18 protein-coding genes are annotated in these 23,541 nt (G+C 42.5%); 9 read left to right on the forward strand and 9 right to left on the reverse strand.

Annotated elements, in window-relative coordinates; all coding sequences use genetic code 11:
• Positions 1-567: a DUF1993 domain-containing protein gene (locus ACYX4J_RS10935; protein WP_445358280.1), complete on the reverse strand. Its 567-nt coding sequence runs from the start codon at positions 565-567 to the stop codon at positions 1-3.
• 148 nt (positions 568-715) lie between these two features.
• Between ACYX4J_RS10935 and ACYX4J_RS10940 the strand changes: the two genes are divergently transcribed.
• Both ACYX4J_RS10940 and ACYX4J_RS10945 read left to right on the forward strand, forming a co-directional pair.
• The gene (locus ACYX4J_RS10940; RefSeq protein WP_476178607.1) at positions 716-1,183 is read left to right on the forward strand and encodes an allophanate hydrolase-related protein; all 468 of its coding nucleotides are present in this window, start codon (positions 716-718) and stop codon (positions 1,181-1,183) included.
• A gap of 34 nt (positions 1,184-1,217) precedes the next feature.
• Positions 1,218-1,610, forward strand: a complete 393-nt coding sequence (locus ACYX4J_RS10945) for an allophanate hydrolase-related protein (RefSeq protein WP_476178608.1) — start codon at positions 1,218-1,220, stop codon at positions 1,608-1,610.
• A 59-nt stretch (positions 1,611-1,669) separates the two neighbouring features.
• Here ACYX4J_RS10945 and ACYX4J_RS10950 read toward each other — a convergent pair whose 3' ends face one another.
• Positions 1,670-2,557 (reverse strand): SMP-30/gluconolactonase/LRE family protein, encoded by an 888-nt coding sequence (locus ACYX4J_RS10950; RefSeq protein ID WP_476178609.1) that lies wholly within the window; start codon positions 2,555-2,557, stop codon positions 1,670-1,672.
• 74 nt (positions 2,558-2,631) lie between these two features.
• Positions 2,632-3,477 (reverse strand): alpha/beta hydrolase family protein, encoded by an 846-nt coding sequence (locus ACYX4J_RS10955; protein WP_476178610.1) that lies wholly within the window; start codon positions 3,475-3,477, stop codon positions 2,632-2,634.
• Positions 3,478-4,025: 548 nt separating this feature from the next.
• On the opposite strand from ACYX4J_RS10955, the gene ACYX4J_RS10960 reads away from it, so the two are divergent.
• Positions 4,026-4,898 carry a glycosyltransferase family 2 protein gene (locus ACYX4J_RS10960; protein WP_476178611.1) on the forward strand — a complete coding sequence of 291 codons (873 nt, stop codon included), beginning with the start codon at positions 4,026-4,028 and terminating at the stop codon, positions 4,896-4,898.
• A 63-nt stretch (positions 4,899-4,961) separates the two neighbouring features.
• Here ACYX4J_RS10960 and ACYX4J_RS10965 read toward each other — a convergent pair whose 3' ends face one another.
• Together ACYX4J_RS10965 and ACYX4J_RS10970 are read right to left on the reverse strand one after the other, a co-directional pair.
• A complete protein-coding gene (locus tag ACYX4J_RS10965; RefSeq protein ID WP_476178612.1) occupies positions 4,962-6,107 on the reverse strand; it encodes a hypothetical protein in 1,146 nt (381 codons plus the stop codon).
• Positions 6,108-6,801: 694 nt separating this feature from the next.
• Positions 6,802-7,491 (reverse strand): YopT-type cysteine protease domain-containing protein, encoded by a 690-nt coding sequence (locus ACYX4J_RS10970; protein ID WP_444941644.1) that lies wholly within the window; start codon positions 7,489-7,491, stop codon positions 6,802-6,804.
• Between the two features lie 620 nt (positions 7,492-8,111).
• On the opposite strand from ACYX4J_RS10970, the gene ACYX4J_RS10975 reads away from it, so the two are divergent.
• From ACYX4J_RS10975 to ACYX4J_RS10995, 5 genes are all read left to right on the forward strand, one after another.
• Complete coding sequence (locus tag ACYX4J_RS10975; protein ID WP_476178613.1) at positions 8,112-8,942, forward strand: sulfite exporter TauE/SafE family protein; 831 nt, start codon at positions 8,112-8,114, stop codon at positions 8,940-8,942.
• 900 nt (positions 8,943-9,842) lie between these two features.
• Positions 9,843-10,826, forward strand: a complete 984-nt coding sequence (locus ACYX4J_RS10980) for a right-handed parallel beta-helix repeat-containing protein (protein ID WP_476178614.1) — start codon at positions 9,843-9,845, stop codon at positions 10,824-10,826.
• A 741-nt stretch (positions 10,827-11,567) separates the two neighbouring features.
• The gene (locus ACYX4J_RS10985; RefSeq protein WP_476178615.1) at positions 11,568-13,763 is read left to right on the forward strand and encodes a hypothetical protein; all 2,196 of its coding nucleotides are present in this window, start codon (positions 11,568-11,570) and stop codon (positions 13,761-13,763) included.
• Positions 13,764-14,359: 596 nt separating this feature from the next.
• The gene (locus ACYX4J_RS10990; RefSeq protein WP_445358271.1) at positions 14,360-14,629 is read left to right on the forward strand and encodes a hypothetical protein; all 270 of its coding nucleotides are present in this window, start codon (positions 14,360-14,362) and stop codon (positions 14,627-14,629) included.
• Entirely contained in the window at positions 14,626-15,582 is a 957-nt protein-coding gene (locus ACYX4J_RS10995; RefSeq protein WP_476178616.1) for a histone deacetylase family protein, read from the forward strand. The genes ACYX4J_RS10990 and ACYX4J_RS10995 overlap by 4 nt, the downstream gene beginning before the upstream one ends.
• Positions 15,583-15,698: 116 nt before the next feature.
• Here the strand turns inward: ACYX4J_RS10995 and ACYX4J_RS11000 are convergent, their stop codons facing one another.
• The 4 genes from ACYX4J_RS11000 to ACYX4J_RS11015 all read right to left on the reverse strand — a co-directional run bounded on the left by ACYX4J_RS11000 (position 15,699) and on the right by ACYX4J_RS11015 (position 22,619).
• Positions 15,699-16,580 (reverse strand): DMT family transporter, encoded by an 882-nt coding sequence (locus ACYX4J_RS11000; RefSeq protein WP_476178617.1) that lies wholly within the window; start codon positions 16,578-16,580, stop codon positions 15,699-15,701.
• Between the two features lie 524 nt (positions 16,581-17,104).
• Entirely contained in the window at positions 17,105-18,409 is a 1,305-nt protein-coding gene (locus tag ACYX4J_RS11005; RefSeq protein WP_476178618.1) for a condensation domain-containing protein, read from the reverse strand.
• Positions 18,410-19,746: 1,337 nt separating this feature from the next.
• On the reverse strand, positions 19,747-21,051 hold the full coding sequence (locus ACYX4J_RS11010; RefSeq protein WP_476178619.1) for a hypothetical protein: 1,305 nt from the start codon (positions 21,049-21,051) through the stop codon (positions 19,747-19,749).
• An 851-nt stretch (positions 21,052-21,902) separates the two neighbouring features.
• Positions 21,903-22,619, reverse strand: coding sequence for a hypothetical protein (locus tag ACYX4J_RS11015; protein ID WP_476178620.1), 717 nt, complete (start codon positions 22,617-22,619; stop codon positions 21,903-21,905).
• A 329-nt stretch (positions 22,620-22,948) separates the two neighbouring features.
• Between ACYX4J_RS11015 and ACYX4J_RS11020 the strand changes: the two genes are divergently transcribed.
• Positions 22,949-23,128, forward strand: coding sequence for a transposase (locus ACYX4J_RS11020; RefSeq protein ID WP_476178621.1), 180 nt, complete (start codon positions 22,949-22,951; stop codon positions 23,126-23,128).
• Positions 23,129-23,541 lie beyond the last annotated feature (413 nt).

The following is a 23,541-nucleotide window of genomic DNA, read 5'->3' on the forward strand; positions in this document are numbered from 1 at the left end:
TTAACAATCTGAAATCATCTCTGGCCTGAGATAAGCAAAAGCGTGCTGTACATAGTCGGCTTTTCCTAAGGGAATACCTTGAGCTCTCAAGATTGCATAGGCCGTGTTGATATGGAAATAAAATTGAGGTAGCGCCCAGTCCCTGGCATATTGCTCATTAGTCATATCGAAAGTCATCCCATTCGGGAGCTTAATCGTCACAGGCTCATCCACTGCTATCATCACTGCTTCTGGCGTAACGCTTCTTAAAAATGCCAGTGCCTCTTGAATTCGCTCTTGAGCTTCGGAAATAGATCCGGGGTTTTCACCAGCTCCCTGCCCTTCACGAGCCAACTGCTCCAGAAAATCTGGAAGCGCACGCCGCCCCAATCGAAATATTGCCTCTTGCGCCTGTAAGCAACTAAACCGAACTTGGGATGATAAGGGAAACATATCTGGTGCAAGCCTCGCTTTAAGGAGGGCTTCAGACTCATCTTCTGGAAATTCTGTTTTTGCCTTATCCAACCAACTAGAAAGTGCCTCCAATAGTTGTATATACGTAGGTAACAACAAATCTGTCAGGTTCATAATATGTTTCCACTGGTTTTTATTGATAAGCGACAAAATATATCTCTGGTACCATTCTAAAATAATAAGGGAGGCACAAGCATAATTTAGTGTCTTCTTGCCTCCATATCTAAGCTAAATTCATAAGGCGTCAACTCGAGATAAATAAATGCTCAGGATACTCAGATATATTGCTGCTAGTTTAATGGTATTGGTGTCACTAGCGAATGCTGAATCTATTGACGTCGCAGTTAATGGCACGCTAATGCGTGGATTCGCCCTCGAAAAACATATGCTTAAAAACCATGCCACTTTTGTACGAGAGGCTAAAACGGCGTCGATCTATCGCATGTGGTCAATTGGAGACAAATACCCCGCAATGGAAAGAGTTCTCAACGGCGGCACATGGATTACACTGGAGATCTGGTCGATTCCGCAAGCCAACTTGGTCAATCTATTAGAGGAGGAGGCCAAAGGGCTAGTTTTAGGTAAAGTTGCTTTAGCGGATGGAACACAGGTATTAGGCATACTGGGTGAAAACTATATTGTCCAAAACCAGAAAGATATATCCAAGTGGCATGGCTGGCGAGCTTATGCGGAGAGTATGGGTATGAGTATTAATAAAACCGGTCAGTAGCACTAATATAAAATATTTGATTTAGATAATCGAAATGAGTACACATACAGAAGTCGCAGTAAATGGACCATTGATGCGTGGCCTGGCGTTAGATAAAAACTTAGTACAAAACAATGCAACATTTGTCAGGGAGGCTAAAACAGAAGCCATTTACCGGATGTGGGCAATCAAAGGCGAATATCCTTCGATGCAGAGAGTGCGTACTGGTGGAACATGGTTCAACATTGAAATTTGGTCCTTACCCAAGGCCAGTTTAATTGAAGTGCTTAATTTAGAAGCGGCGGGACTAACCTTGGGTAAAGTAGTCTTAGAAAATGGCGGGCAAGTTTTAGGGATATTAGGAGAAAACTATTTGACTCAGCAACAAGAAGATATTTCTCAATTTCATGGATGGCGCAACTATATACAACAGAAATCTAAAAACTGACGTTGAAGCTGCTTTTATTTGACCCTAAACAATATCATTAGGTAGACAATCCACTCAGTCTATATCTTTGGGCGGTATAGCTGCCTACCACGGCACGGTATTCCTACCCACTCTAAGCACCCTGCATCCAGAATCGTTACTACCGCCCCACCTCTCGAGTCTTCGCAAAAGGCTATATTGGTGGGTCGTTTACCACAGGTGGGTATTCGTTCGGCCACCCTTCCCTCACCATCAAGAACGGTCACGTCACCTTGACCAAACACTGCACAATACAATCGCCCGTCACTACCGAAAGCCATCCCATCTGGCCCTACAAATCTTTCTGGCGCCCCAACAACCACATTGCCGAAAAGCTCCCGTTTGGGGCGCGTTAACGAAGCGAAATTGTAGCGGTAGATATTGCCGCTAATAGTCTCCCCTACATACAGCTGGCCCCGATCATCAATGGCAATACCGTTGGGAAAACGCAATCCGGAATCAAGCTGTCGCAACACATCTCCATTGCGAGGATCTATCTCTAATACCTGTCCATAGTAGCGACAAGATCGGCAATCAGCTCGAATCACCTGCCCCTGAACAAAAATATCCGGGTCAATCCCGGAATCGGTTATGTAAAGTAAGCCGTTTTCACCAAAAGCCAGATCATTGGGCCATAAGTAGGGCTGATCTTTTGGTCCGTCATAAGCTTCAATAAGATCCCCATTTAGCCCCATGCGAACAAGCTGCTTACCCCCTCCATCTGCAATCCATAAATTGTCATACCCATCGATTGCCATGCCATTAGGACGTCTGGCACAATATCCTATCTGTTGATATCGCCCCCGCAAATCAATACGGCTTATACAGTGCCGGCCAGATGCCATTTCAGTGACATAAATGCGGCCATCAGGCAGACAGACGGGCCCTTCTGGTTCTTGTATGTCTCTACACAGTACATGTCTTTCCATGTTAATGACCGCAGACTCGAGTCGGTTAAAAATACATCACTTGTGATACAAGGGCGTATCAACGCCAGGAGGGACTAGTCCAGCCAACCTAATACGTTTTGCCAAAGACTCTCCTTGAACTCCTTTCGGAAAAACCCAAAGTGGCCTATTGATGTATTTCCAATAGAGCTGGTTTGAATAACCTCAATATCTGTATTCGCATTAGAGTAAAAATCTAGCAATGCACGGACAGCCTTCTCTGGTGCAAAGTCCTTATCGTCATCTATAAGCAGGAACTTCATATCACACTGCATGCGCTCGAATCCCTCACGAATCGGCCGACCATGTTGATCGACAACGTAATCCTTATGTCGAGCCCAGTAAGCCCATTCACGAGCTATTCCTGCAGGTAGGTTCTCTCCCCCCCAAAGTACTCCAGGCACCCATCCCAAAACATTCGATAGCAAAGGAAATGCGCAGTACCATCCGAATAATAGCTTTGGCTGATACCTTGTATCCCAATGCCCCCAATAGCCGCTCTGAGAGGAAACACAATACACACTCGCAAATCGGGTATTATTTGACGCAAGCCCTACAATCTGACCACCAACACTGTGGCAAATGCAATGCCACTCCAAGCTTTGAGCTCGTTTGCTACACCAGTCAATCACTGCCGCCAAATCTCTCTGCCCCCAGGCTCTTAAGGTCAGCCGTTTGTCCCTTTGATTCTCGATAGCGGACTTACCAATACCTCGGTAATCATAAGTAAGAACCAAATAGCCATTCCGAGCTAAGAAACAAGCAAAATCCCGATAGTAGCTCTGCTTAACCGCCATAGCAGAATTAATAATGATGCCGGCTTTGGGCGCCTCAATAGGGGAGAATAGCCTTGCACCAAGCACTATCCCATCGTTAGTGGGGATTTGCTGTGCCTCAATCATTTATTCAAAGGTTCCCCCGTGTAATTCAACACAAACTATTGGGTAAGTTAAAATTCCATCCAATACTTCCTGTCTATCGCTTGAGATGTAATTAACAAGTTAATCCCTAACAGGTATTTCCTCCTTCCAAGAGCAGTAAATTGACTTGAATATTCACTTCTCGACATTTACTACCCCCTAAAGACTAGAGCAAGTTAAAAGCCTTAATTATATAGCCCTATATAATTAGATTTGACGTTCCAGTTTATGAATTGAAAGGAGGTAGCTTTACCAAGAAGTCAAATAACATGGCAGACAATTGCTCTAGCTTTCCACTATTTCACCTGCAAATGTCCAAGTGAGCTGCACAAAGATATACCCTGCCAATAATCCTCTAATTCACTATCAAAAGTGCTAAAACTTCTAAGTACTCTAAAATGCAAGGATCAGGTTTGATAGCCGATCAATCCAGTCACCAAGTTAAGGAGATTTGATTTATCGCTTATCTTATATTTCACCTGATTCACTTAAAATGATTTTAAGCTATAGACAACAGGAAGTTTAGGTGCATGTCCGATCAATTTAGTATTATTATGCCATGCTACAACGATTCTGACCTTCTGTATAACCTATTACAAGGCTACACTTTACAAACCTTTCCAAAGGAAAATTTTGAAATTATTATTGTTGATAACAACTCAAAAGACCCCAACATCCTGTCATGTTACAACCAATTTAAGCACCACCTTACTTTAACTTTACTATTCAGACCTCAATTACCAGACCCATTCGCACTTAACTCGGCGCGAAACTTAGGGGTAAAGATTGCTAAACACGAGTGGTGTGTATTTACAGATAGTGACTGTATCCCTGCCCCGAACTATCTGGCAGAGATTCAAAAAACAATCAATGATTATGGGCCTAGTATCTGCATGACCGGGATAAGGGAATTTATTCACTCTAAAGATATTGCCCCAGCAGAAATGGACGGCGACGGCAAGTACCTTGACGCATGCCCTAGATTTAATAGCCCATCAAATTATGGACTCAGTAAAGATAGGCGCCTAGGGAAAATAGAGCAATTACCGAATACAGAACACCCCTGGGGGCACTTTTATGGCTGTAATATGGTATTTAAAAGGCAGGATATCATCAAGGTTGGTTTTTTCGATGAAAAATACGATGGAACCTGGGGTTACGATGACATAGACCTGGCTTATCGAGTTATCAATGAGCTCAAAGTACAGCCAATTTTTATGGAAGAAGCCATTGTCTACCACCAGGACAACATAAAGTTAACAGAGACAATCAATGGCAAGAAGAACAAAATTAAAGATTTGAGCAACCCAAACTATCAATATATCTGCAAGAGGATTTCCGGTTATTATGAGTTTAGTAATCGCGAATTCAAACGATTTGGGCTAACAACTACTGCAAGCTAGCAATTGACATGAGTGACCAACTTAAACGCACCTAAATATTAGTATACATTTTTCAAGCGTCTATCAGATATCTGATAGTTCAATCTCACTAGAGAAAGATTTCAGAAACAGAACAACCTTATCAAGAGAGAAAATAGCCTCATTAACAGCAACCTCAATATGATAACCATCAGAAGCTTTACTAATAACAAAAACCAGTGCATCTCTTGTGATTGAATAGGTCGCAATACAGTCGACCTCTCGAGCAGGCAAATAACTAAATGTAAAGTCTTCGTTAATACTTGATGTAACTTGCTTCTCAACTTTTAACAGGTTGAGGAGCACCATTGCATAATATGCAATATGGTACCTTTTTAATAGGTATATTTGATACCTAGAGAGTTTATTTAGAGAAAAATAGAAACCAGACGCCGTATTTCCTACCCCACCCAGTCTTTCACCCTGATCCGGAATATTGTGAATGAACTCTTGGGTAATCAATATATTTGCTCGCTGCCTTTCGAAAGTACTGACAAAATTATCTATAAAAGATTTCAAAACATTTTCGAAAGATATCTCGCTAGATTCAACTTTAGCTGACACCAACACGATGTCATCGAGATCTCCTTTTATACAACCCTTTCCCTCCAAGAGAAATGGATTTGGCTTGTTCTCCTTCCTATTAAACATTCTCAGACTTAAACCTATAAATATAGCTTGGGCCAGCCCTATAACTCGGTGAAAATTCGAGTATTGCCCATTACCCTTGTATATATGCATTATTGAAGAGTAATATGCATCTGACTTCTCCTGATCTTTCTTCAACAAGCAATTGGCATATTTAGAAAAGAGCAGGCCAGTGTAACCGGAAAAAAAATCATGATTTGCTATAAAGCATACAGACGTGCTATCAAAGTGGATGTAGAAGGGGATCTTTTCGACCTCCAACCTCTTATATAGGACCTTCCTTCCAACGGCACCTGTCAGCTCTTTCCTCAGCGCCTCTATCTTTTCTAAGTAAAAGCGTTTTGGGTGAGGCGCGGTAGTCAATGCAACTAAGTCATAGAGCTTGTCTAGACAATCAGTAATTTCATCTTGGTTCCTTCTAGTGACAACATTTATAAGCAGAGTAGATACACAGCCATAACCTTTTAAGTGCTGCTGGACAAAGCTCTCTGGCGCTTCTATCGGCGTGAATAATCTGGACAGAAAGTTGGATTTGTCGGCCACGATACCACCTTACAAGGAAGGGATTGTCACTTCAGTCGATCACATACCATCTAAATTTAGTCAACTACCCTTATGGCAACAATTACTCCGTAAGTTTAATTTGAGTAACCTAGCATAAAGCGTAGGAAGCAAAATATAAGACAAATAGAGTTTACTAACGCAACTGTATACGCTCAGGAATCCGCATCCAAATATCACTTAGAGGAGCTACACGCCCATGAATTCTTGATTGGGTCATAGCAAGACACAAATATAATCAAGTCTATTTCTTCTGCTTATCGCTTACGGATCCCTTGTACGATGGTACGAGCCACTACACACCCTATGTCAAATTAGCACCTCATACTGTCGCTATCTACAAAATGGTTAGATGATGACAATAAAAGCTATACGATAGCTACAGCTTAATGCTCAAATACTGATTGCCGAGCGTTCATGTTTTTCATCACTTTCACTCTAGTAGCAACGTAAGTTGGGATTGCCAAGTATTAGCGGCCAACCTTTATCCACCTTGACAATCAGGGCCATGCCCACAAAGAAAACTAAAAGATGACTAAGAACACACATCTATTTAGTAGATACTAAAGTACTCGGAGGTGCAGAATATCAAGGTGAAGTGTAATCAATTCTTGAGCTATTGGTAGTTATTAGTTGCTGTACTAGTCAGCCTTATTGAAAAGACCAATTGTGCAAGTTAGCGATCATTATGAGTAAGCAATTGAAACCCTATTGTTTCGGATGTCCGATATAACCTGGAGCTCCTATGGTAGTTTTCATACCACTTTCGAAACTGTGCAAATTTTAGGAATTTGTACTCTCCCGCATTGGGGTCAAAATAATAAGTAGCTTTATCTGCAGTGGGCTCAATCCTAAATGCTGTTGCATGTGCCCATTTAACCCCAGAAAACCTTAACATACTATAAATTGTTTGCGTTTGCTGCGTGAAACACTGTTCAGCCTCAATACCATCAAACACTATGGTGAATTGTTCATCCAAGGGAGGGTTTCCCGTTTTTTGCCTTGATGCAGTTCCTAAATGAGTTATGTGTTTAAAGCCTTGGGATTCTAAATATTTTTGGGATTCTTGTATCATTTGATAAGACTTCATTGGGTCGCCCTCACTTCCATCTTTAAACTTAAATCGATACATAGAGGCAAAACGCTGGGCAACTACTGCCACCTTCGTTTTGTCGATATCACCTCCCGTCGATAGTGCATCCTGAAGACCGGATTGAAGCCCCTTACTAATCCAACTCACTGCCAAAGCTTCACAAATTCCATCTTTAGAATTTGGGTGCTTTTTGAGTATTTTACTGTAATTTCCCTGGCTGAATTTCCACGTTTTCTGACCACCGAAATTGGAGGCTCCATCATCATTTGGCATACTTTTTTATTACCACAATATTACATATTAAGTTGCTGATTCTATTTGCACACTGTGCAAAAAATATGAACGCTATTTTTTGCAATATCCAAAGCAATCATTGTTTAATGCAAATAGTCACTCTTACCCTGTACTTAAGCCCATCTGGAATTTCGCAGATAAAGAAGCTTCAAGCACCTTTTAGTCTGGTCAGGTAAGTATATATTTTGATCTTGGTAAAATACTCACTGCTCTGATTCCTACACTTTCTCAGACCTAACCGCACAAATATATAAGCAAGTTTGCTTTCACCAAAGGCCAAAAATAGCCAGCTGCTTCAATACCTATAGAGGCGGTAACACCGGTTAGTAGTAGTGAGGATGGAATATGAGCAAATAGCTTGCTTACCTAACTCAAGCGTTAACTACCCCCCCTATACGGTCCATTATAAACCTCGTCTAGAGCCCAAACTTGATGGGTGAAATTCCTAGCTAGGTACCCTTCTCAATTTTATGGGCTTTCGAATATTTTTCTGAAAGTCAATTAACTGGAGCACAAAAATTCTAAGGAACAATTTAATATATCAAACGGCCCGATTCGGTGTATTTGGTTACCTTCAGGAGTGACTAAACTAATGCACTATGGAAATGCTATTTGTTTACATTCTACTAGGTGCCATTGCAGGTACAGCGGCAGGCCTCTTGGGGATTGGCGGAGGCTTAATCATCGTGCCTGCTTTGGTGTTGATTTTTTCTGCCACGGGTATCTCCCCGCAGGTGCTGACCCATATGGCGGTGGGGACTTCTTTGGCAACCATTATCGTGACTTCAATCAGTTCGGTCTGGGCACATAACGCAAAAGGTGCCGTTGACTGGAGCCTATTTTGGATTATGACTCCAGGGATACTTTTAGGGTCTTGGCTGGGCGGCGTGACAGCAGACATGTTACCTGGTGCTTGGCTGCAGCTATTGATTGGCGTGTTTGCCATATTTATGGCAGTGCGCATGGGCTTAGGTGGATTGGCTTCGGCAACCTCGCAAGAAAATGGCGATCACTTACCCGGAGCAGTACCCTTGATCTGTTCCGGAGGAGTAATCGGCTGGCTCGCAGCGATCTTCGGTATTGGTGGAGGAGCATTGGTGGTCCCCTACTTATCGCACTTTGGTACAAAAATGCAGCGCGCTGTCGGAACCTCAGCTGCCTTTGGCCTGCCAATCGCAATTTCTGGTTCAATCAGCTTTGCCGTTCAAGGGTGGGACAATCAGTTACTACCAAAGTGGAGCAGTGGTTATATTTACTGGCCGGCTTTTCTGGGAATTGTGCTTACCAGCGTACTCTTTGCCAGACTTGGTGCCAATGTCGCTCACAAGATATCTGCTAAGCGCTTAAAGCTGTGTTTCGCCTTACTGCTTTGTATTATCGGGGTTCGTTTTATTTGGCAAAACATCAACCTGCTAGTTGAGCTAAGCTAAGACTACTTTTTTGGATCGTATCTAATGGACGAGAAGTAAACATACAATTCACCCAGACATCAACCATCAGACTTTTATACTTGCCGCTCTGATTAAAAACCACACAATTGACTCGTTTTTGTTGATCTTGGTGAGTATTAGCCCAGAGTTTGGGAGATTCCCTTGAAGGCTTGGTTAGATAGTAGAACAGTACAAAACAATCTATACGCAACCCAACAAAGGCTGTATATAGCGCGGGTTAGATTTAATGACCTCTCTCCAATGCACCTCGATAAATTCCATCCTTTTTCAAAACTACTAATAGCCCCTACAAAAGTCATGGAGTTCTAACTAAAAAAATTGAAATGTTTGACTGTGCTTTTAGGCCGCTCTCCTATCCTTTGGCGCCCTGAAATCGCTAGAATGTAGTTTGCGGATTAAAATCACTGAGAGATGAGAAGATTTAAATTTGCCGTCTTACCTATTTTATACACACCCGCTAATCTTACATGAACTTATGTTATCTGGACGGAAGATTGTACTTTATATGTACAATAACATACTCGGTTAAAGTAAGGCGTTACCTATCAAGAGGTTATTCAATAGCGATAAGCTCGCAAAGGTATCCTGTATTGGAATACCCAGAGCGCGCAAGTGTACGTAGGACTACATGCGGCTTGGCACCGACAGTAAGCCCAGAAATGAAAGATCAAATAAGGCCATGATTCAGTTGTTTATTTAAGTGAAGTAAAGCGCGCACTCATATCGAAGCTGATGAACATTAAGATTTATCCGGTGTGATAGCAAATTTACTAATTGTTGAATTATCCCCCAAATTTATAACTTCAGCATTTGGCCACAATATATTTGGGCTAGTCTTCTAGGAACCAAATTACTTCCCTTTTTAATTTGAGGTGTTTTGTGTCTAAAAAAATTCTCGGATTAGCTTTTACACCGATTACTATTCTCATTTCAGCAAGTATGTATACTCCACCGGTAGGCGCAGTAGAATGCGGTGAAGTAATCGTTACGTCAGTTACACTCGACCAAGATCTTTTATGTGATGTATCCGATGGAAACCCACCAGCACTTACTGTCGTTGGACCGTCAGGAAACCTAGTTTTAAATGGATATACGGTATCTTGCACCTCTAATGCCGGAAGTAATCCAGGTATATTGGTGGAAGGCATTGCCTCCAGAATTTCAGGTGGTGAAGTCAATAACTGCCCAGAGGGTATTCTCGTCCAGGGTAATGGGTCGCATACAATATCAGAAATGGAAGTTCGCGATTTTAGGCTTGACGGAATAGAAATTGACAGTAATTACAACATTATCTCTGAAAATATGGTCATTGGGCTTCCTGGCACCACTGTAGGTGATGGAATTGACTCCAATGGAGATGGCACCACTATAATCCAAAATTACGTCGAAGGTGTAGGCGATGGAGGAATGGAGATCGGCGGAGACTTTATAAATGTCACACTTAATCAAGTAGCAATGGTTGATGACCTGGGAATTTTTAACTCTGGAAACTTCACTACAATCTCCAACAATCACTTAGAGAATAATTCTTTTTTTGGTATCGCAACAACCGGTAGTTTTGGGTTGATAATACAGAATAATATTACCGGAAATGGAGATGGAGGTGTCGAGATCCGCTCAGGAAACGACAATATAGTCAGCCAGAACTCTATATTAAATAATGGTGGCTTCGGTATTTCAGACAATCCTGGTGGAATTGTAATCAGCGGGGAGTTCAGCAGTAGAAATCAGATCCTTTCAAATACTGTTACCGGGAATACGGATTTTGATCTTTGGGACGTTTTTGATTCTGGTGATTGCAGCTCAGACAATCAGTGGGTGGCAAATATCCATGACACTTCTAGCCCTGCTTGCCTGGATTGAAGGGAATTGCTGGCTAAAATTTTAGGTGTGACAATAACCTATACGCCTTATATAACCAACAAAGGAGTATCAATAGAAGCTGTGATTGGCATGCCCCCGACAATATCATCGGGGGCAATTACATCCAAACAGCGTCCTACACATATGCATATCAAATGTAATTATTAATATGATGTATATGACTCATTGAGGACTACAATATCATTTATCATTATTGACTAGGTAGAATACGAGCGTGATGTATTGGTTCATGCAATGATCCAATCAGTTAAAAACACAATCTGCTATTGCCCCATAAGCGTAATTACCCTCGCTAGTCGTAACCAAGTTCAAACCGGTTAATACATTTATCTCCAGCCACACCACGTATAACAAATATTATTCCAGTAATATATTGAGCCCCTCTTTTTCTCTCTTCAGAGTTTTATCAGCAAGCTTTCTAAAATCATTAATTAAATTTATAGATCTGAACTGATTAATAGGTGCAGAAATTACCCTTTCAAGCCTTCGACAATAATTCCAACGACCCCATGTAGAGCTTCTTAAGATGTTCAACTAGAAGGCTTTCACAAGATTTCCTATCAAAATAATGCCCCTTTAGAGAAATTATTAAGTAACCCACAGAAAGGTAGATCGAGAGAACTAGAATGGCACTCCCAATTCTAATAACTCAAAAATGAGATTTTGTCGACAATTTCACAGATAACAATCGATTCCAATCGCACATTTACGGGCAGACTTATGAGCAAGCTATTCAGCAAGAAAACTTTAGCACTGGCATTTACAGTCATACTGGCTTCATGTGGAGGAGGTGGAGGCTCTTCTTCAGATTCGGACCCAGCCCAATCATCTGGCGACAATGGCGGGGGCCAAGGCTCTGGAGATGGTGGCGGTTCAGGTAGTGGTAGCGGCTCTGGGGATAGCGGATCGGGGACCCTTCCAGACAACGAACCTGGCACTGTGACTGTTGGCGATATAGAAACGGCAGATCTGGGGTTTGCCCAGATTACTTCCCGGGATATCACATTGCCGAATGCCCAAACCAATGCTGAAGAAGTCCATGGACTCCCACACTATATAGCCAGAACAGATAGTAATCAGGATGACAATCTACAGTCTGTGCCCATGCGAAGTTACACCACCGCTTGTGCAACCGACACCGATAGACCTCGGATGTTTGTTTCCAAGACCCTTAGCGAAGGTAGTGGAGAAGATGAAATCACTTATGGCACCGTTTATGAGCTGCAATATAATCCTGAAACTCTAAGCTTCGACCAAACCGGCAATACCACAATTCTAAAACAATGCTACGAAGCCCATGGTATCGCAGCTAGCGCTGATTGCTCACGGGTTGCGGTCTTGTGTAACACTGAATACCAGGCAAGCGAGCGCTATGATGTTCAAGGGGATCTGGTTGAGCAATACGGTAGCGACTGGATGAAGATGGAAAATAATATCAGTGCTATTGACGGACGTATTGAAAGGGATATCGGCCTGATGATATCTACCAATCACAGTCAATACATTGGCTATTTTACGGACCATCCCACACTGAAGTTCGAGGACTTCCTACCTGGGCTAAAAGAAAATTTCCCCGAGACCGACTTCGGCGATTCCCCGACCTTTAAGACAATTAAAGGTAACGAAATGCAAGAGGAGATGGCTTACATTGTCGATCAACTCTCTGATGCCGACTATAACGCTATGGTCGAGTATATTCGCGAGAATGGCTATAAATATAATGATCAGATCTGGCTAATGGAGTGGGATAACTTAGCGCTTAGCGAGAAGCCTGCGGCCTACGTTGTAAACAAGATGCACGGTGGTGGCCACGCCGGAGCCCAAGAGCTTATCTATGTCGAGAATGATAGCCAAGGCCGCACCAGCTACGCCTTCTCAGTAACTGCTCGGGTTTTTGATAGCAGCTATGGTGGCTCCCACTATTCTGCTGGAATGACTGTTATTGATCGCGATAACTGGTCCTTAAATATGAGTGGCAGTAATAACAGAGGCTGGTATTGGCTTTGCGGCTACGGTCATGTCTTGAATATCCGGGCATTTTATAATCCTGGTACCGAAAAATATGGAGCGATTTGCACTAGCGATGGTGGTCAATATAATCAATCGCGCGGATTAAATACTATTGCCATCAAAATGGAGGATATTTCTTCTACCAGTAGATTTGAAGGTTACTACAATTACCTGATCCCCTCCGACAATGCATTTTTCTCTAACGGAGGTGGACATACTGTAGTCCCTGTGGATGAAGATACTAACTTATCTCTCATCGTCTCCCCCAAGTACATTGATGATGAGGAAATGAATCGCTTCCTGCAAAGCGAATACGGCATTGATACCAGCACTGAAGGGCCTTTTGACCAGCAATGCTCATCCGATGATACGAACTGCTTCTTTTCCTACATGTCAAACAGCGATAATCCAACCATTTCAAGACAGGGGCTACGCAGTGGGGATGCTCTGGAATCCTCATCCCTGACTCGCATTGGTATTGCTAAAGTGGATGGTGAAGGAAGTATCGAGGGGGAAGGCTTTAAATGGCTTGTAGAAGAGCCCGACTGTCAAATCAGTGATCCACAACTTATCGACTTGAAAAATGGGCGTTACCTATTTGGCTATGCGCAATTTCAGTGTATTTCCGACAACCTTTCTTATAACCGGAGTTCCGCTAAAAATGGGGCAATGCGGATGCTTGTTCCGAAAGCCTACTATGTTATGGAAATTGATGCAGACCTAAATGTATTGGAAGGCCCTGTAAAGCTGACGAATTTTGGTTGGGGCGGGCTTGACGAGCCTGTCTTCATAGGCAACGGCAAAGTCGCTTGGTCATATATCAAGAACCCTACAATTGATAGTTACGGCGGCGGCAAGCAGAACATTTGGCAAGCGATGATTTATCACTCAAATAGCGCCAATTGATTCATTCATAAAAAGTAAAACCAGCTGTGATAAAAATGGAGGTTTTTGCTCTCCATTTTTATCACACAACTATTAGATCTCCAGAAGCTACAATGATAAAGAAGTGCTATTCACCTATTTATCAACCGATAGCAAAAGCTTGTCGAATAAAAAATCAAAACCACTGTTTCTTCACACAATGACTACTGGATCGGTAGAATAATACGGCAACAGTTCAGTGTAATTGCTTGAAACTACGTGCCCAGATACAAGTATGCTAACCTCCCGCCTAAATAAAATTAGTCACTGAAATACAAAAAATTAACCGCCCTTTCTTCATTGAGTTTTGAATTTAGAAGCCAAGACGCAATAAGGAGATCGCGATGGCTATTACTGTTCATGTCTGGAAGCAAAAGACCGGGAATGTCGGACATGCTTCCATCACCATTGATAACACCTATATCAGCTACTAGCCTTCTTCAGCAACAGGAAAAAAGGACTTTAAAATCGGGCGATCGCACAGCCCTTCCTTTCCAAGTGGTTATCGAGTTGATAGGCGCCTCGAGGGTGGTGATGCGGATCAGAACATTCTTATCAATGGGCTGAATGAAACAAAAATGATTGAAGCCTGGGAAAACTTCAAGGGCGAACAGAAGCATTACAATATGAAGGATCAGAATTGCTCGACGGTCGTTGCCTGGCTACTTGAGACTGGCTCAGGGTTCGCATCACCTGGAAAAGGAGGAAACAAAATCAGTGACTGGGCAGCGAATCCTATTCACCATATTCTCTTCCAGTTACGCTTTTTTGGTAATCATATTGATATGTGGACACCCAATGATGGGTTAGCTTATGCGCTACAAATTCGAAGCCAGATAACCTCATGAGCCTACCGCTATTCTACTCGCCAAATTACAACATCAGCTTGCCGCTGCTTTCCAGCTTGCATCCTTTTGATGGCTGTAAATATGAGAAAGCATTGGCACTGATTAATGCCGAGTCAGAAGCGAACATTGAGTTAAAAGTTGTTTCAGAGCCTCTTAGTCAAGACTGGCTGTTATCTGTACATACGCAACCCTATTTAGATAGCTTGCATCAATCGAAAACACTGGCTCGCGTTATAGAGATGCCGCTACTGCGCTTGCTGCCCGCAGGCGTATTAAATAAATATTTCATGAAGCCAATGCGCTTTGCAGCAGAAGGCACTTGCTTGGCGGTACGGGAAGCCTTGAGCAAGAAAACCTCTGCTTTGAATCTCGGTGGAGGTTATCACCATGCATTCGCTGGTCACGGTGAAGGGTTCTGTGCTTTCGCCGATGTAGCCATTGCTATTAATCGTGCCCGCGAACAGCACCTGCTCTCACCAGATGACAATATCTGGGTAATTGACCTTGATGCCCATAGAGGGAATGGGTTTGCTGATTGGGCCATGGAGGACCCCAATATACATATCTTTGATATGTACAATATGCAAGCCTACCCCGGCTTGCACTCCGATGAGCAGGAATCTCGCTGGCCATTTTTAGTTCCCCTAAAGCAAGGAACAGATACTGAAGATTACCTCAGTCGGTTGGAGTCGGAATTTTCGGACTTCATTAAGCAGAGCCCACTGCCTAAACTGGTTATCTACAATGCAGGCACAGATATTATTGCCCAGGACAATCTGGGGGGGCTCCAGGTCAGTATCGATGGGGCCAGAAAAAGGGACCAATGGCTGGTTGACCAGATTCAATCGCTGGATGTGCCTATGGTCACCGTAACCAGTGGCGGCTACTCCGAAAACTCCTATCGTCTAATAGCAGACTTAGCGATTTACCAGGCAAAAAAGGTAACAAGTTGAAGCTCTGGAGAGGCCTCTGTTATTGAGGATAATGGCCTAGCAATCAACCACTCCCTAACCCACCGGATTTTTGAGTATTTAGACACTTGATTGACGCAGGAGTACTGAGCGTCAGGTTACTCTTTGAGCTCTTTCGCCCGCAACCAAGCCAACCCGAGACCAGCAGCAACCGTAATACCCATGCCTATCACACCACGGATACCGAATTCTGTGCCAAACATAAAACGATCAGCTAACACACCGACGAGGATCGCACTGTAAAACAGTGCCCCAACGAGGTAAGCAGGTGCAACACGATTAGCGATCGTGTAAGCAAGATTCTGTGGAACAAACAGCAGCGCGGGAATCGCGAGAATCCATAGCGACGATGTTTCTACCTTCGCCCCCTCCCAGAATACAATAGATAAGCTAAAGACCAACATCCCAACAGCGAAATAGAACATGATGCGCTCAGGTGGCTCGGTCCGGCCTGCGACACCGGTTGTGATACTACCCGCTGCACGCGCTACTCCCGCTAGCAACGCAAGGAGTGAGTAGGGATTGAAAATGCCCTGAACACTGTGCTGGATCAAAATGAGGCATACGCCCAAGAATGCCAGTATCGCAAGAAAGATAATGGCGATACTAACCCGGTGACCGAGGAATACTCGGGCCATCAACATGGCAAAGAATGGATTCGTGCTTTCCAGCACCAGGGCATCTGCGATGGGTATGCCCTTGACCGCCCAATAGAAGGCAGCAAAATAGACAAAACCTGATATGGAGCGAAGGATAAGGATCTGAGGATTCACCGGCCTTATCCCCGCCACCCCTTGTCGCATCAGAAGAAACATACCCGACAATGGAGCAAGTAATATGACCTGTGCAGCCAATAGCAGAAATGGGCTAAGGCCTGCACCAGAACCCAGCTTTCCGGCAATACCAAGACACCCCATCAGCACTCCGCCGAGAAGAGCTAACCCAACACCCAGGGAATGATTTTGATAAGTAGATGGCAAACTGTCACTACCTTTGGCAATTAGAGGTCAAACCTGCCTGAGAGGTAATAATGATGCCTTCATTTATGTATCGGGCGGGTCATTACAGAGCAGGACTCTATGTAACATTAGCCCCCCGATTGATTCATTTCCTATTGGGCAAGCCAAAGAGTTTGGCGCAGTAATTACTTGCCTGCCGGCGTCAGTTTCCCTGTAACAAAAAATATGAACTTCATAATATGAAATCTGAGCTTTGACCACTTTAAGATCAAGAGTATTAATCCTGTCCCCAGTTCTGCCTCAACAGATATACAGCATAAGCGATTGTCGGCACTACCTTTCTGCCAGACGTAACCCCACATAATATCTAGTTACTTCTCCTTGCGGTTTATATCAAACCCTTTGGGCGTCATCGCACAAGGGTAGTTGGCAGCCCTAAATTACTTCAAATTGGTGGTGGAGCGTAAGAATCTATAGGCGCTCGCTTGAATATGACGATTGTACCCACACCCTGTTTACTAAAATCGAGTTATGCCCTACGATCGCTAACTTGCATAAAGATCACTGCTCTCGGAAAACTCTCTTAGTGTCTTCATATATTTTTCTACATACTTTAAAGCACTTTCTTTGCTAACTAGCGGTTCACAATGCCCGAAAACAAACACCCCTTCTCCATCTATTGTACAAGTCACTAGCATTATTGGGTGTTCTCCATGTGTTTGAACAGTCATAGCCACACCAAAGTCAAAGAACATTAAGGAGCCTGTATACTCACTGATATCCCCTACATTGGATACACAAATCCCAGAGGGGAAATAGTCTTTCTCAGCACTAGAATTTTTAGCCAAATGTTTGATCTCATCAAGGCTGTAATCAGGCACAAGTGGAGGTTTAAAAAAATGCCCATTTCGCAATTGCAAATAAACTTTTCTTTGAATTAAACGTGCGAGGTTTAATAAGTCGAGACTATTTTCATCTGATGATAAGGATATGGTTAATACAGCTGTACATTCCCCTATAACATCTCGATCTATCTGGCGTTTACACAAATATTGTGCATTTATAGGTAACGTTAACTCTGTTGTTGAGCGAAAACTTGGTAATGACTGGGCAGCAATAACAGCAATGGCATTATAAATAGAGGTAACCTGAACATTCTCACGCTTTGAAATTAAATGTAAATAGGAACATAATTTTTTAGGGAGGACACGGTACATAGAACATCCCATTCTAAGGGAGGCGTTTGCTGCCTGCTCTACTGGCCACTTTGGAGAAACGTCATTTCCGCCACCAACTGCCGATTGTCTTTTTTTAAGGTGTTTTATGGAACTAACATACTCCACCACCGATTTTTGCATGATCGAAGCAGAGGGTTTACTTCCTGAACCCCCTCTCAAGAACCGATCCAAATCTCTAACCAAGATTAATAAGGAGCGTCCATCCATGGCAGCATGGCTTACCATAAAAGCAATCCACTTTACTTCTTCCTGCTCATTCATATAAACCGTGAAACGATACACATATTTATCCAGCTCAAGAACTTTACTTCCTAAGCGCCTGAACTCTTCCTGATAATTTAAAGGCATTGCATCATGCTTTATTTCAAAAGGAATAGTTTCAAACCCCACATCACAGAACCAATAGGCATAAACATTTTTTTCTATACGAGAGCGGAGCATTGGGTGCAGGTTATGGAGGTATTCCATTCCCTTTAGTAATTCTTCGATACCGAGAGAATTACATACCCTGAAGAAGACTGCTAGTTGAACTGCGCCATTTGACTTTTCAGTCAACTCTACAGAGAGTGCTTCCTGAGCTCCAAGCTCACGAAAGGGTTTTGTATTTTTCATTGCAGGCTCTTCCCAGTCGGGAGATCACTGTCAATAGTATAGAACGAGAAAGCGCTATACCCTTGAAACATTTATAACAATCGATTCTAGATAACCACGAGACTCACACAAACCTTATAGATCTCGGCGCCATAGGTAATGAGTTCTCTTTCCACCTACTTATTGATGATATCTTTCAGGACCTTCATGAACTTTCACTTACTGTCAACGCCGCTCAATATTCTCCGCCTAACAAATACAAACAAATGATAAGCAACAACTACAAATCCGACCTTGCACCCCATCTGAATTGAGTTGATTGCCTTTTCATTCTCTGAATCAAAAAACAGTGAATACACATGTGCAATAACATTTGTTAAATCAATCAACACAACCATTAAGAATATGACCAACCAATAACAAAACAATAAGAGCCTATTAAGGTTCATAAATATCAATCCATTTCCTCAGCGACTGTTAACTATCACCCCAACCTCTAGTTACTTCTCCTTGCAGCGTTTATCGAACCTAATGGGTTCCATCACACAACTAGGTTTTTTAATTTTTTATCATACCTTTGCCCTGACTTGAAGGGAAACATCCCTCGATACCGGTAACAATAATATAACTAGCTCTCATCTCTAGTCTTTTGGTGTCCTGGATTTATCATTTAGGATAAACCACTCCCTTTAGTCAAATATTGTATTCACCAGGAAGCAACTTGCCTTAAACTCCCGTTAGACTCTCTATGTACTTTCAACTCACGCTTGAACGCCCCCAAAACCATGACCCACATGCCACCCAATATTCTTCATCGCGCCCCTGCAAATAAAATACATCTTGAATATCGGACACCTTCCAAATCAACTTACTCTTGATTAGGTTGTTATTTTCTATACTTAAAATTTCTACGTTATTTGATTTTACCCATAACTCAATCTTTTTTCTAAAGTAATTATATCGCACTATTAACAGAGTATATGGAAGCCCTCCAAAGCAACCTACTACCACCATCAGTATTCCATGGTACAGATACAATCCAACTAGATTAAAAAAAGTCGCACAATTCGTAGCGAAAGCGTCACAAATATTGACACATTAGGACCAGCAGGATCAAATACTGTGCAAGCACATGCCCCCTATATAGATATCGCTTACTACCGCAACACCCGGTCCACTACCACCACTGCTAACATCTTCATTCAACATTCAGGCCTCCTGAATTATTTTGAAAACTGATGCTTCCAGACTAATGAAGAGGATAGCTTAAGCAGTAAAACACAAGTGTTGACCTATTCTGATCTCAATATAGATATTGTGGGTAGATCTTGTAATCTCACAGTATCCCTCGCAGATCACTAACTTATATGTAAATCATTGCTCTCGGAAAAGTCTCTTAGTGTCTTCATATATTTTTCTACATACTTTAGAGCACTTTCTTTGCTAACTAGCGGTTCGCAATATCCAAAAACGAACACGCCTTCTCCATCTATTGTACAAGTCACTAGCATGATCGGGTGTTCTCCATGTGTTTGTACCGTCATAACTACACCAAAGTCAAAGAACTCCAAAGGGCCCGTATACTCACCTATATCCCCTACATTGGATACGCAAATCCCAGAGGGAAAGTAACCTTTAGCAGTACTAGAATCTTTAGCCAAATGTTTAATATCAACAAGGCTGTAATCGGGCACAATTGGAGGTTTAAAAAAATTCCCTCGCCTCACCTGCAAATAGAATTTTCTTTGAATTAAACGTGCGAGGCTCAATAAGTCAAGACTAGTTTCATTTGATGATAAGGATATAGTTAACGCAACTGTACATTCCCCAATAACATCCCGTTCTATCTGGTGCTTACACAAACATTGTGCATTTATAGGCAACATTAACTCTGCTGTTGAGCGGAAACCTGGTAATGACTGGGCGGCTATAATCGCAATGGCATTATAGATAGAGGTGACCTGCACATTCTCATGTTTTGAAAGTAAATACAAAAGAGAAAATAATTTTTTGGGTAGGACCCGATACATAGAACATCCCTTTCGAAGGGAAGCATTTACTGCCTGCTCTACAGGCCACTTTGGAGAAATATCATTTCCGTCACCAACTGCCAACTGTCTTTTATTAAGGTGTTTTATGGAACTAACATAATCCACCACCGATTTTTTCATTATCGAAGCAGAGGATTCATCTTCAGCCCCGCCTCTCAAGTACCGATCCAAATCTCTAACTAGGAGTAATAAGGAGCGTCCATCCATGGCAGCATGGCTTACCATAAAAGCAATCCACTTTACTTCTTCATGCTCATTCACATAAACCGTGAAACGATAAGCATATTTATCCAGCTCAAGAACTTTACTTCCTAATCGCTTAAACTCTTCCTGATAATTTAAAGGCAATGCATCATGCTTTATTTCAAAAGGAATAGCTTTAAAAGCTACATCACAGAACCAATAAGCATGATGATTTTTTTCTACACGAGAACGGAGCATTGGGTGCAGATTATGGAGAAATTCCATTCCCTTTAGTAGTTCTTCAACACCCAGAGACCTACAGGTCCTGAAGAAGACGGCTAGTTGAACTGCACCGTTAGACTTTTCGGTCAACTCTACAAAGAGTGCTTCCTGAGCCCCAAGCTTCCGAAAAGGTTTTACTTTATTCATTGCAGGCTCTTCCCAGTCGGGAGATTACTGCCAATAGTATAGAACGAGGACGCGCTACACCCACGCAACATTTATAATAATCGATTCTACATAACCACTAGATTTGCACAAAGCTCATAGATACCGGTGCAATAGGTAAGTTGCTTCTAGGAAAGACGCTTTAAGTTCCAAACTTTACTTGATGAGAGAGCCCTCATCGCCTGCATGGCCTATATCGATCTCAATTCTATCTGAGCCAAAATGGCAACAACCCCAGAAAGTTCTGATCACACCTAGACTCAATGACGTTTTCATGCAGCAATTACAGACGAACAGCCTAAAGAGCTATTACCACTTGTAGGAGATGAGCGACTGAATATACCTAAGTGGCTTCCCTTTCGACTGGATCACTATTTAGAGCTAATAGTCTGGAGTGGTCGACATTGAAACCCCAGAAAGTACGGCGCCATTTCTGAGAGAGCTCCCCCGTACTCGAACGACTGAGTATACCAGCAAAACATTGACTTTATCGCAATCAGGGTGCTGTGCTCGGTGGTTTCGTTTTCATGAGTATTACCAGATAGCCACCTTAAGCAGTGCGCTCTTTAGCGAAACTCCTGGTGGTAATGTTACTCTCTTCTGTCTCAATCTCTTTATAAGCATCAATACCGGTGCCATAGAAGTACTGAGCCACTATGCCGTTGCGTTAGATGCGACTGACTTGGTTGTAGCTGTCGCAGCCCACACTGAGACCATCGATACCGGTGATCAGTTTAATAAGTTAAGACACCCACAAAAGTCACCCTTAACATGTGAGGATTCCGAATCAATTACTCCAACACATGCAGAACATTAAATTCACTGTCATTTATTTAGTAAATAATGTTTACACCTGTGGCTTTCCCAGAAAAGACCTCACCCTCAAGATCAACCTGAAAAATAGTTAGACTACTATCAACTTTTGGAGCATGTAAGTGGAGGTATTCAGAATCTCTCTCCCACTGATTCTCAACCTCTAATGAGAACGTTGCAAAGCTATCACTGAAAGTAAACTTCAAATGACCAGCATATGTGATCCGCCCTGGCTCAATAGTAAATTTTTTCTCAGGTAGCCTCCTTGGTTTTATATAAGTAACTCCAGGGATGGGATCAACTAAAATAAACGAGGAGAATTCATAATCGCCTGCAGAAAGCTCTCGCATTATTACCCTGCCACAAGGAAACTCCCACTGCAAAGGTGCAGGGCGAAGAGCACTCTCCTGATTAATAGCAATAGCTTCCTCTGATCTTCCTCCTAATTTTCTATATTTTATACTCATATTGGAAGGACAATTTTCAGTAACTGAAAAAACAGCTACCCCTTTTCCGGACTGTGGATTAAGTACGTAATTGCTTGGAATATTAAAAGGGAGAGATCCACATGAAACCAAAAATAGCAATATAGCAATCACGCTTAGTTTTTTTAACATCGAAATTCTCTTTTCTTTTAATAGATATAAAAACTGGCTGAATAGGATTAAATTAACCATAAAAAGAAGGAATAGGTCAAGATAACTTTTTTGATATTTTTTATAATTTGACTTACACATAGTACCAATCTATGGATTGCCAAAATTGAGTTCTCCGTTTACAAAGAATCTGGCAATGACTATGAACATTGTCGGGAGTGGATTGAATCCAGGGTGTATAATCTGACTTCAATCTTTACTCTTGATATCGCTGTCTATGTAACAATGAGCAACCGCTACCATATCATACTTTATATCGACTGAGAGAAAGTGCTGAGTTAGCCTGATACCGAAGTCATCCTCCATTCAAGCCATCCAATTTTGCGCTGTATTGTCTTTGAAGGGGCACCCTCGATCACTGCGAGATAAAAAAGCTAAAAGAACTCGTCGCTCTATAGCGAGATCGCTTGATGAATCTTAGCTGGCTTATAAGTCGCATAAACGAATCTATCGCTTGGCAGGTCAATGTGGAAGATAACTGCACAGGTTGCTTCTGGGAAGGAAACTTTAAGTCTCAAGCTTTGCTTGATGAGAGAGTCCTCGCCGCCTGCGTGGCCTATGTCGATCTCAACCCTATCCGTGCCAATTAAGAACGCTCCCCCCATACTTGAACGACTGGGTATACCACCAAACATTGGCTTTATCTCAATCGCAATTTTGAGAGCCGCGTTAAAGGCTTAGTTGGGTCAGCAGAGTCCGTGCGGCAAGCGTGTACCCAGCTCCATAAACACTGGGTACACGGCATCCGTGATTGCCGGCTTTACCTTTCTGCAGCACCCTGCTGAGTATTTTCCCCTTCCCTAGCTACTTTCATTCCTCTTGGCTTCTCCAAAACCTAACTCTTGATCCTTTCATTACGTCTTAGTATCAATCAAAGAAGAAAAACTCGTTAAGTGGGCGCCTGCGTCTCAGCTAGTACCTCCCCCTCAAATAATAGGTGTCCCAAAGAGCTTCTAAAAAGTTTAAAAATTTATCTTGGCTGACACAGAGTTTAGAACACTCA

The sequence above is a fragment of the Microbulbifer sp. ABM4_008 genome (assembly GCF_056311705.1).